The following is an 11,734-nucleotide window of genomic DNA, read 5'->3' on the forward strand; positions in this document are numbered from 1 at the left end:
CACCTCCAAAATGATTTTTTAATGGATAAGTCGGGTCATTAGACCCGACCTTTTTTACCATCTTGATGCTATCATGCTAACCAAATCAACTACTCTATTGGAATAACCCCACTCGTTGTCATACCAAGATACTATTTTTACCATATTGTCTATTACCATAGTTGAGTCAGCGTCAACAATGGATGATCTCTTGTCTTTTAAGAAATCTCTTGATACAAGCAATTCATCACTATATCCAAGAATCCCCTTTAATTCATTTTCGCTAGCTTGTTTTAATAAATTATTAACTTCTTCAGCAGTCGTTGGTTTTTCAACTTCGAAAACAACATCTACTAAGGATACTGTTGGTACTGGAACTCTTACAGAGAATCCATTTAATTTACCCTTTAATTCTGGTAGAACCAATGCAACTGCCTTTGCAGCTCCAGTTGTAGTTGGTATTATGTTTTCTGCTGCTGCTCTTGCTCTTCTTGGGTCTTTGTGGAATTTGTCATGAACTTGTTGATCGTTTGTGTATGCATGAACTGTGGTCATCAATCCTTTTTTAATTCCCAAGTTGTTTAAAACAACTTTTGCTATTGGTGCTAAGCAGTTTGTTGTACATGAAGCATTTGAAATAATATTGTGTTTCTCAGGATCGTATTTATCATCGTTTACTCCCAAAACAATTGTAATATCTTCTCCTTCAGTTGGTGCAGTTATTACTAATTTCTTTGCTCCAGCTTGTAAATGTTTCTCGAAATCTTCTCTTTTCTTGAATACTCCAGTTGAATCAATAGCCACATCTACGCCTAGTTCACCCCATGGCAATTTTGAAGGATCCTTTTCTGCAACAACTTTTATCTTTTTGCCATTGATTATAATACCTTCATCATAAGTTTCAACAGTGCCGTTAAACTTACCATAAATGCTATCATATTTGAAAAGATGAGCCATTTGCTCGATAGAACCACCTATTTCATTAATTGCAACGATGTCAAAAGAGTCTGTGTTACTTTCTGCCCATGCTCTAGTTACATCTCTACCAATTCTGCCAAATCCACTTAAACCTACTTTTAATGCCATATAAACTCCTCCTTAAAAATTATTTAAAATTATTTTTTTTGCTACTGCTTCGTCAATCACTAAAGTGATATCTTTCCTGAGTGATGAAATAGCCATAATAGCTTCAGCCTTTTCTTCACCACCCGCTACACCTATAACTTTATCTATCTTTAAATACTTCTTTAAAGACAATCCCGCTGATCCATACTCTAAAATGTCATCGCCTGCTATATTGAAAAAATGTCCAAACGCTTCAGCTACTGCTTGCTGATTTTCTAAAAATTGTATCTTTTCTTCAGGCAAATTTCTTCTCTTAGCCATAATGTCTGCTCTCCCAATTCCAAATACAAAGATGTCAATCATCTCGATTAAATCAAGAGTATCCTTTATTTCTTTGTTCTTATTTGCTAGCTTGTTTACGTCTTGTCCTAAACTATCTGGGATGTATAGAAGTTTATAATTAGCTCCAATATTGTGTGCAAGTCTTGAAGCGACTGTATTAGCCTGGGTTTTTAAATCAGTTCCCAAGCCTCCTCTTGCGGGTACAACAGTCACATCTTTAAATTCTTTCTTAGAAAAAGCTTGCTCTGCAACTGCTAACATTGTATGTCCTCCAGTAACACCAACAATCGAACTTGGTGCTAGATAACTAACTAACAAATCAGAGGCAGTCTTGGCAAGGTCTTTTAGTGTGAATTCACTTATAGATGAATTCCCACTGACAACATAGCAATCTCTTACACCCAAAATGATCGATACTTCTTTTGAAAGTTCAGGCTTTATCATTATTTTTTTAAATAAATCAGAGAGCTCATTTAATACATTTTCACCCTCATCTGTAACATACATACCCATATTTTTTATGTCTAATAAATTTTGTTCAACTAATTTTTCGACTTCTGTCCTTATATTCCTTTCTGTCATTCCCAACTTCATTGACAACATTCTTCTACCTATTGGCTGATTATTTTTGATTTCTCTAAGAATCATGTACCTTTTTTCAAATAATTCTAAGGCTTCAGGAACTATTGTCTTCATCATATCAAAAGTATCTAATGGGACCACCTCCACGTTTGGGCATCATTTGTCCCTAGGTTTAATATTTTGTCCCGCCATTTTTAAAAAATTTACATACATATTATACCCAACAATTGCAAATATATCAAGATATTACAAATTAAAATCTTTTTCTCAATTTCGATGATGGAATGCTTAATTCTTCTCTATATTTTGCAACCGTTCTCCTTGATATAGAAATACCCATTTGCTCCAATTTATCAGCTATTTGCTGGTCGCTCATTGGTTTCTTGGAATCTTCTTTGTCTATGATTTCTCTTATAGTATTTTTAACAGTATCAGATGAAATTAATCCTTCATTTGCTTTTATGGCTTGTGAGAAAAAATACTTTAATTCATAAATTCCCTTTGCTGTCTGTATGTATTTGCCATTTGTAGCTCTGGAAACTGTTGACTCATGCATTTTAATGTCATCTGCGACATCTTTTAAAGTTAGAGGCTTTAAATAGCCTCCTCCTTTTTCAAAAAAATCAATTTGAAATTTTACTATAGAATCTATTACTTTATATAATGTTTGTTTCCTTTGTTCAATGCTTTTTATAATCCAAACAGCAGAATTTAATTTTTCTTGTAAAAATTGGCTCGTCGCCTCGTCCGAATTTTTAATGAGTCCCTTGTAAAAGCTGTTTATATTTAACTTTGGAACTGCTATTTCATTTATAATAACTACATATTCACCATCTATTTTTTCTACTTTTGCATCAGGAATAATATATTTTACTTCTTTATTGTCTCCACCAAAAGATCTTCCTGGCTTTGGTTCAAGTAATTTTATTTCATCTGCATACTTTTGGACTTCCTCCACTTCTATGTTTAGCTCTGTGGCAATTTTAGACAATTTATTTAATGCAATATCTTCTAAATAATTTTCAACTATATTAATTATCAATGAATCCTTTCTATCTCTCAATTGAAGTAGTAAACATTCTTTTAAATTTCTTGCTCCTACTCCCTCAGGTTCAAATGTCTGTACTATGCCAAGCATAACCTCAACTTCATGCTCTGAAACATTCAATGCTTCTGCTATCTCTAAAGTGCTTGCTGTTAAATATCCGTTGCTATCTATATTTTGAATAATGTATTCAGCAATCTTATATTCCCTCTGTCCAACGCTAACCATCGATAATTGTTCTAATAGATATTCTTTAAGAGTTTGGGAAGGCATGAAAAAATTTTCAAATGTAATAGACTTTACGTCCTTGTCTATTTCCTCTTTATAACTTATATCGTCGTAATTTTCAATATATTCTTTCCAGTCGATTTCATCAAATCCATCTATAATGTCTTGAGGCTCTTCAATTGAATCTTCAAGCTCTAACAGTGGGTTTTCTTCTATTTCCCTCAGTATATATTCCTGCAATTCTAAACTAGTATATTGAAGCAATTGAATTGCTTGCCTTAATTCAGGAGTCATTATTAATTTTTGGCTTTGCTCTAAAGTTAACTCATAATTAAGTTTCAATTACTTCCCCTCCTCTTGTATGCTTCTATTATATCAAATTATTCAAACATAAACAAAAAAACTTAAGGTTGATAACCTTAAGTTTTTAGCAATCTTCAGCTTTTTTTACATTATATCCAGCTTTAGCTAATACATTTATAGCTTCTTTTAAATTTCTCTCATTTACCATTACTATTGGTCCAGTACAACCCATCCCTGATTCAGCATATATTTGATTTTCCCAAAGTACGCTTACTGCTTCATCAAGTTCCATGATGTCTATTCCATCTATAGTGCCCGTAACAACCTCTTTTTCTGGCATTTTAACTTCTTTCTTATCTTCTTTCTTAACTGATTCTTTATTTAAAGATTTTAATACTTCTTTTAAATTGGCTTTATTTGCATTTTCAAACTCATTTTTTGCTATTTCAAATACTCTTCCTTTTACTAAATCCGCTGCGTAGCTTATTGCGTTAGCAATTACAGGCGAACCTGATGCTCTTGATATGATTAATACAAGCCTATTATAGTCTTCACCAATGCCAGGTCCATAACCATAACCTAATGCCTCATAGCTACCACCTGTTGTATATGAAGAAAAAACTTTCATTAATATGTTGCCTGTTAGTGTGTCAGTAACCATGACATCCGGTGTACCAGCTAATAAATCATTTCCTCTCATTACACATCCACCATCAGCTCTGGTTGACTCAGTTAAGTTTATGCCATATCCATTAGAGATCAACTCTTTGAAAATTCTTTCCACTTGTCTTGCCCCATCAACATTGAGGATCCCTACTGTTGGATTCTTAACTCCCATAGCTTTAGCTGAAATAATTCCATAAATACCATTTTTGACCATTGCTTCTACTCTGTTTGAGGAAGATGTTCCAGTTGTTGTAGCTATAAATATCTCTTTGCCCTTTCCAGGAGTTATAACGCGTCCAACAGTCGATACTCCAATTGGAAAACTGTAATGCATGGTGACGCAGGAACTTATTTCTCCGTTGTCGAGCATTTCCTCCATCTTTTTATATCCTTCTTCTTCATTTTCAACTATAACTTGGGTTAAGTCAGATTCAACTTTCGGCCCTATTAATACAACTTCAATAGAGCTATTTCTTTTTTGAGCAAGTTCTGCGCCATTTACGACGTTTAAGATGCCATGCTCACTACCTAAAGTGGTTATACCGACTCTGATCTTTTCTCCATATTGTCCTGTTTCAAGAGTATCAGCAATATCATTAAATATTTTTGCTACTGTTTTTTTGATGTTTTCTGATTGCACATAATCACCCCTATTCTTCTAAAAGGTGTGCTGCAAAGTCTCTCATTGCTTCCGCTACAAAGCTTCTTATTTCTTCTTCTGAAATACCTTTGCTTTCTTCTTTTCTACCATCGTTCTTTTCTATTACTATTGATACTCCATCAAATAAGTTTGTCATTCTCCCTAAGAACAAACTTCCTTTTCCAATAATCATCGCTTTATTTACTTTTCCTGATTTAATATCATCTATTGCAAATCCAACATATGGAACTCCTGAAGGAATATGTCCTTGAGTTGGTGCCCAACCTTCCATTCCGTGTTTTTCAATAAATTCATTTATCTGAGTTCTATCGAGCTCTCCTCTTTTTACTCCTAAAGCTGCTATCATTTTGTAGTTAGCATTAGGAACATCTCCAGCTCCTGCAGGTTTAGTAATATCAGGGTTTTGCATTTCAACAGAGTATTTATCAATATCAGTAATCTTTAAATTTCCTCTGTCTAGTGGTGCAGTAACTAATGATGTTATTACAGCTTGAGGTGATGAACCAGTTCCAACTGTATGTCTGCCTACTAAATCATTCCTTAAAATTGGGCTTACTCCATCATTTTCGCTTACTAATACAGCGAAACCACCTACTACATCTTCTAATATTGGCAAACCTTTTTTAACATGATCTTTACCATTCATACCTAATTTTGCAGTTGAACCACCTGATACTATTAAAACATTCTTAAAAGTCTTTGCTCCAACTAAAGATGCAGCTGAAATCAATGCATGAGTTGGTGCAGCACAGAATCCTCTAATATCAGAACCTGAAGCATTGTTTAATCCTGCAAATTCTGCAATTGCTTTTGCAAAATTTCCTCCACCTCTTTGGTTCATATCGCCACAAGCTTCTTCAGAACATTCTATGACATATTCTATATCATTAGGATCTATCTTTGTCTTGTCAATTAAATGAAGAGCTGCCAAAACCGCAGATGCTTTTGAAACTAGGTTCTCAAAAATAACATGCGCGCTTAAATTTTGGTCAATGTCATGGGCTCTTTTTACGCATCCGACTATGTTATTGTCAAGATAAATCGGCTCTGCCTCTTGCTCATTAATTAGTTTGTTGATGTCCTCAAATTCTTCTCCATCTTTAAGTCTTGCTACTAATTCATCGCTAATCAATGGGTGATTTGAAAGTTTTTCTTTAGCTGTCTTTGTAAATTCTTTAGATAATTTAACTAAGTCAAAAACATCTACAATCTTCATTAAGCCAATAAACTCATCTTCTGGCATAATTTCTCCAAATTTTCCATCTCTTGTTGCATCTTCAATAGGTTTTTCTACCCATGGTTGAGGAATAATTTTTAAGTCCTCAGGTGTTTTATTGCCGATGTATACTTGATTTGGTAAATATTTAACTGCTTCTTCAAAAGTCCTTAAACTATTTCTTAAATTTTTAAGATACTCTGAATTTGGATTCAATATTTTCTCTGTGGTTTGTGTTGTTCCATTGTGAACAACCATATCTGGTGCATGTACCAATATATAGCTTGCACCTTTAATAACAGCATTACTCAAATGAGTCACCCCCAAAAATTCTCTATATTTTAGAAAAGGGTGATATTAATCACCCAATCTCTAAAATACTATTTTGTTTTAATCTTCAAATACAGTTTGATCTGATACTTCAGTAGTTAAAGCCTTTAATGCTTTTTCTACTAACTTCCTTCTTAATGCTTTCTCTTCTTCTGGGCCTAATTGTGGATTCCCAAGTGGATGAGGTATAGCAATTGCTGGAACTATTCTATTTGCGCCAACTGTCAATGAAATAGGTACTACAGTACAAATATGAACTACTGGTAGTCCCGCTCTTTCAATTTCTTTTACCATCGTTGCACCGCAACGAGTACAGGTGCCTCAGGTGGAAGTTAGTATAACTGCGTCAACCCCATCAGCTACCAATTCTTTTGCAATTTCACTTGCAAATTTTTTAGCATTTGCTACAGATGTTCCATTTCCTACTGTTGAATAATAATATCTGTGAAGTTTGCCAATCTTGCCTTCTTTTTCAAGATCTCTTAATACATCAACTGGCAATACCCTGTCAGCATCTTCGTTCGCATATACTGGGTCATACCCACCATGTGCAGTTTGGAATGTATCAGCAGTTAAATCCATTAAGCCTTCTATATCGTATTTACCATACTTTGAAGCAGAACTAGATTCTATATGATCTGGGTTTCCCTTTGGTACTATACCGCCAGATGTTACAAGAGCAATTTTAGCTTTAGTGATATCTTTTATGGCTGGATTTGGAGTTACTCTATCGAAATCTGGCATTGGATACTCAGTTTCATATTTCTCTCCATTTATTTTTTTGATCAACATTTCAACAGCTCTTTGTGAACCTCTTTTATCTGCAAAATAATTTACTCTAATTCCTCTCTTGATATACCCTTCTTCTTCAGGAGAGCCTATCTTTTCACCTTTTGCTAATTTCAAAGCAAATGGAACTATCTTTGAAACTGCATCTCTCATTCCCACAGCGCTGTCTTTTGTAGGAATAATGTAGATTGATTTTCTGTACAAATCAACGCCTGGGTTTTCTTCATACATTGCTGTTAAAGCTGGAATATTTAGCTCGTTTTGCACTGCTTCTGTTATAGCACCACAAGCTACCCCATATCTACCTGCATTGAATGCTGGTCCAGCAATGAACAAATCAGGATTGTATTGTTTAACAAGCTCAAGCACTTTTGCTTTAGCTTCTTCTATGTTTTCATTAAAATAACTATCTCCACATATAACTGTAGCAACTATTTCAGCCTCATCTTTAAAACCAGCTTGTAAAGCCATACCAGGGCCTACTACTCCTTCTCTGACCTCTGGTTTGAAATCAGCTTTTTCTTCTCCACCAATTCCTGCAAAGAATTGATTTAGATAGTGTACTATTCTTATTTTCCCCATTTGTTTCCCTCCTCTCCTAAATTTAGTTGGAGAATTAATATTTTGAATACTGCTCCCTCATACTTTTTACTTCTTCAATTATAGAGTCAACATCTAAAACCATTTCCATCATACCGATTTGTTCGTCGTATACTTCTGGATCTACTGACTCTTTAAATTCTGGTTCTACTGCATGATAAACTTTGAGTCCCAACGAGACTCCTGCTAATGGACCTGCATAAGTTGGATCTCCAGCTGTTACTGTTTCTGCAGCCAAACCTGCTGCTTCAGCTTCAGCGCCACCTAAAACAACTATTGTGTTTTCTGGGCCATATTTTTCAGCTAGTTCCTTAACTCTCTTTTGATTTTCCAAGTCCATTGCTCCTGCAGCCGTTCAGACAAAGCACTCTGTTGCTGAAAAAATTACTTCTGCAGGAGTGGTTTTTATACATTCTTCAATCGCTGGTCCAGGGATTCCGTCCCTATCACCAATGATGATAACTTTTGAATTTTCATCAAAGATTGACATTTTTCCACTTCCTTTCCTTATTTCAATACTTTTTAATTCTAATATGTTCTTGCAGTTAAATTACTGAATCCTATTTCATTTGTTGCGCCAGTTATCGCTTGAATTTCAACGGTAATAGTGCCATCTTCAGCTAAACTACCATTAAATCCACCAGCTATGATGTCAACATATTCTAATGAACCAATAACCTTATCCATTGGAGGGAGGGTTATTACTTGGTTTGCATTTCCTGCTGTAACAACTGCATCTGCAGCTTTATCAGCATCAGCTAATGACTGGCTTGCGCCATCTCTTCCAGCATATTCATCTGTAATGATTACTGTTTTTATTCCTTTAGCTTCAATCTTTTTGCAGTTCATAATCAAGTCAGTATCAGGATTTCCAAATCCTTCTTGTGATATTATAACTGCATCCAATCCAAGAAACTCTGCTAATTTTGCTGTCATATTCGAAGATCTTTCTTTGTCAGCTAAATATACATTTTCGTTAGTTATTATAACACCTACAAAATTTAATTCTTTACCATGCACTTTTAGTAAATCCTCAATCACTGGATTGTTCAAGTGATGATAAGTTGTGTTTTTATCGCACGCTGAAACACAGTTTCCACTAACTATTGCTCCATCCATAGACTCTGTTGGATACATTATAGTTGGTATTATTTGCTTTGCATCTACGCCATATACATATGTGTCATGTAGTAATCCTTGAGTTTGAAGCATTTGTACATATCCTACTTTTGGTAAATTTGGATACTTCTTCAATCCCTCTGTAAGCGTATCAACTTCGTATACTTTTACTTCGTCTGGAATGACGTTTCTTGCAGTTTCTCCGAGATATTTAGCGGCTTTAAATCCTGCTAATCTAACAGCTTTCTCATGTTCATGTTGTTTTAACCCATCTACTGGATCGCAAACCAACACGATATTTATTAGTTTTGAGAAAGGAGTGTAATCAGCACCAGGTCCTGACATATCTACAATTCCTTCTTGGAATCCAACAATTTTTCCTGTTGTCATTACTGCGCAGCCTTTTAATACATTTGTTTTCCCTGATCCGACCATATCTACCTTTGATAGAATCCCAGGGAATACTCCTCCAGGACCTTCAACTTTTACCCTTGGTTCAATGACGTCTTTTACAGGTGTAATTCTTACTTTTTCTCCTGGTTTAGCAATATCAACTTCAACTTTCTTTAAATGTTCATCTTCCATTAATATGTCTATTAACTCTTGCTTATTTATTGAAAGCACACCTTCTTCAAGTTTAGTTGTATCGCCAAATTGTACATCTTTAATTAGGACATTACCTAATTCTAGACGCATTTACTTCACCTCCCTTAAATATTTACATATATCCTAAACTCGTTAGAGTTAGAGGCTTAATAATATTTTTTAATTAATTCTTCAACACTTTTTTCTGTTGCTTCGTCTCCCACAACTGAATCTATTCTCTCGCCATTTTGGTATATAGCAATTACTGGCAATCCTAAAACTTTTTGTCCTATTGCTACTCTTCTAGCTTTTGTTATGTCTAAAGAAGTAAATTTGATTTTATCGCCATATTTTTCTTCCAAGCCATGAACAAATGGCATCAATGCCTTGCAAGGTTCACAAGATGGACTCCAAAAATCTACTAATACTGTACCTTCAGCTTTCAAAACTTCTTCTTCAAAATTATCTTTGTTTAATTCGATCATTACTACTCCTCCTTTTATTCAAAAATATTTTCTTCTATATATTTCTCTGCTTGTGTAGCAGCTATTGCGCCGTCTGATGTTGCTGTTACAACTTGTCTCAACGGTTTTACTCTATTATCGCCAGCAGCAAATACTCCTGGAATATTTGTTGCCATTTTATCGTCTGTTATTATATAGCCCTTATCCATGTTAACGATACCTTCGAACAATTGTGTGGCTGGATCGTAACCTATGAACACAAAAACTCCGAATGTCCCATCATTTTCATCAGCAAATATCTCTTTTTCTTCACCTGTTTTAAGATTCTTTACTACCATCGATTCTAGAAGTTCATCACCTTTTAATTCAGTAATAACGCTATCCCACATGAAATGAAGTTTTTCGTTTGCAAATGCTTTCTCTTGAATTGATTTTGCTGCTCTTAAGGAATCTCTTCTATGAATAATAGTAACTTTTCTAGCAAATTTGGTTAGATACATTGCTTCCTCAACTGCAGAATCTCCACCACCAACTACAAATACTTCTAAATCTTCAAAGAATGCAGCGTCGCAAGTAGCACAATACGAAACTCCTCTGCCAGTTAACTCCTTTTCCCCTGGGCAACCGATTTTCTTAGGGGTTGCTCCAGTAGCAATTATGACTGTCTTAGCTTGGTAATCCGCCTTCTCACCTTTAAGAACCTTAATCTTCCCTGAAAAATCAACACTTTTGATAGTATCAGATGTTCTTTTTGCTCCAAATTCTTCTGCTTGTTCTACCATCCTAGCTACCAAAGATGGCCCTGTTGCATTTTCGATTGATCCGGGATAATTAGCCACTTCTTCAGTGGTGACAATCTGTCCTCCAACCGCATCTTTTTCGATAATTAAAGTGTTTAACCTTGCTCTAGCAGCATATAAACCTGCGGATAACCCTGCGGGTCCTGCTCCAATTATTACAACATCATATAGCATAACTTAACCCCCTAATTTATATTTAAAACATAAACCTACAAAAAAACAGAATAAATAGACTGCCTGCCTACTTACTCTGTTTATTGACCTGAGAGATTCTCTCTATTAGAGATTGCTCCTTCGGTGTAATGTCACTTTCCAGAGTTCTGTCATATTACGGTACTTTTGCCTGAGAGGTTCGTATTTAAGTGGCTAGCTTAAATAATTACTCCTTCGGCGCCTTAACGGTCTCTCCCGCAATAATCATCCAGAAACGAAATTATTTAATTTTGTTACTAAATTAACAACTTATCTTTGCTTTAATTATAACTTACAATATTAAATATTTCAATATAAAATTATTTAATATTAATTATTCGCTAAATGCAAATTAAAATGAAACACTTTTATCTCTGTTAATATGTCATTGTTCATATATCTTGTGAACTCTTTTACGTTAGTTGATGTTCTTCTCCCCTAGGGGAGAAGATTTTTTGCTTTTGCTCTATGAATATTTTTTTAATTCTTCTTCAAACACTTCTCTTGCGCTTTTTCCATTTAATATTTTTCTCGGATAGTTATTTAGCCATTCTTGAATCTCTAAAATCTCTTTTTTACTGTATTTTGAAATTGCACAACCCTTTGGAATAAATCGTCTTATGTGGCCGTTTACCTGTTCATTAGTTCCTCTTTCCCATGAATGATATGGATGGCAATAATATATATGGGTACGTAATACGCCACTGCTACTTACACATGATTGTTCTAAGCTTCTCCAGTCTAAAAACTCGCTGCCATTATCTACCG

11 protein-coding genes and 1 riboswitch are annotated in these 11,734 nt (G+C 34.8%); all 11 genes read right to left on the reverse strand.

Annotated elements, in window-relative coordinates; genetic code table 11:
* Positions 1-54: 54 nt before the first annotated feature.
* The gene (gene gap / locus BO51_RS05680; RefSeq protein WP_496484793.1) at positions 55-1,065 is read right to left on the reverse strand and encodes a type I glyceraldehyde-3-phosphate dehydrogenase; all 1,011 of its coding nucleotides are present in this window, start codon (positions 1,063-1,065) and stop codon (positions 55-57) included.
* 12 nt (positions 1,066-1,077) lie between these two features.
* Positions 1,078-2,085: a sugar-binding transcriptional regulator gene (locus tag BO51_RS05685; protein WP_496484795.1), complete on the reverse strand. Its 1,008-nt coding sequence runs from the start codon at positions 2,083-2,085 to the stop codon at positions 1,078-1,080.
* 136 nt (positions 2,086-2,221) lie between these two features.
* On the reverse strand, positions 2,222-3,583 hold the full coding sequence (gene rpoN, locus BO51_RS05690; RefSeq protein ID WP_496484797.1) for an RNA polymerase factor sigma-54: 1,362 nt from the start codon (positions 3,581-3,583) through the stop codon (positions 2,222-2,224).
* An 85-nt stretch (positions 3,584-3,668) separates the two neighbouring features.
* Positions 3,669-4,850 carry a glycine/sarcosine/betaine reductase complex component C subunit alpha gene (gene grdD, locus BO51_RS05695; protein WP_496484799.1) on the reverse strand — a complete coding sequence of 394 codons (1,182 nt, stop codon included), beginning with the start codon at positions 4,848-4,850 and terminating at the stop codon, positions 3,669-3,671.
* Between the two features lie 10 nt (positions 4,851-4,860).
* A complete protein-coding gene (gene grdC, locus BO51_RS05700; RefSeq protein ID WP_496484801.1) occupies positions 4,861-6,399 on the reverse strand; it encodes a glycine/sarcosine/betaine reductase complex component C subunit beta in 1,539 nt (512 codons plus the stop codon).
* Positions 6,400-6,477: 78 nt separating this feature from the next.
* Positions 6,478-7,788, reverse strand: coding sequence for a glycine reductase complex selenoprotein B (gene grdB, locus BO51_RS05705; RefSeq protein WP_496484803.1), 1,311 nt, complete (start codon positions 7,786-7,788; stop codon positions 6,478-6,480).
* A 34-nt stretch (positions 7,789-7,822) separates the two neighbouring features.
* Positions 7,823-8,296: a glycine/sarcosine/betaine reductase complex selenoprotein A gene (grdA, locus tag BO51_RS05710; RefSeq protein ID WP_496484805.1), complete on the reverse strand. Its 474-nt coding sequence runs from the start codon at positions 8,294-8,296 to the stop codon at positions 7,823-7,825.
* A gap of 38 nt (positions 8,297-8,334) precedes the next feature.
* Entirely contained in the window at positions 8,335-9,621 is a 1,287-nt protein-coding gene (locus BO51_RS05715; RefSeq protein WP_496484807.1) for a glycine/sarcosine/betaine reductase component B subunit, read from the reverse strand.
* Between the two features lie 56 nt (positions 9,622-9,677).
* Positions 9,678-9,995 (reverse strand): thioredoxin TrxA, encoded by a 318-nt coding sequence (gene trxA, locus BO51_RS05720; RefSeq protein WP_496484809.1) that lies wholly within the window; start codon positions 9,993-9,995, stop codon positions 9,678-9,680.
* A 14-nt stretch (positions 9,996-10,009) separates the two neighbouring features.
* Positions 10,010-10,948, reverse strand: a complete 939-nt coding sequence (trxB, locus tag BO51_RS05725; RefSeq protein WP_496484811.1) for a thioredoxin-disulfide reductase — start codon at positions 10,946-10,948, stop codon at positions 10,010-10,012.
* A 147-nt stretch (positions 10,949-11,095) separates the two neighbouring features.
* A riboswitch (glycine riboswitch) is annotated at positions 11,096-11,195 on the reverse strand.
* 237 nt (positions 11,196-11,432) lie between these two features.
* Positions 11,433-11,734 (reverse strand): IS30 family transposase (locus tag BO51_RS05730; RefSeq protein ID WP_496484813.1); only part of this gene is annotated, 302 nt, incomplete at its 5' end.

It is taken from the genome of Soehngenia saccharolytica DSM 12858, from assembly GCF_059568515.1.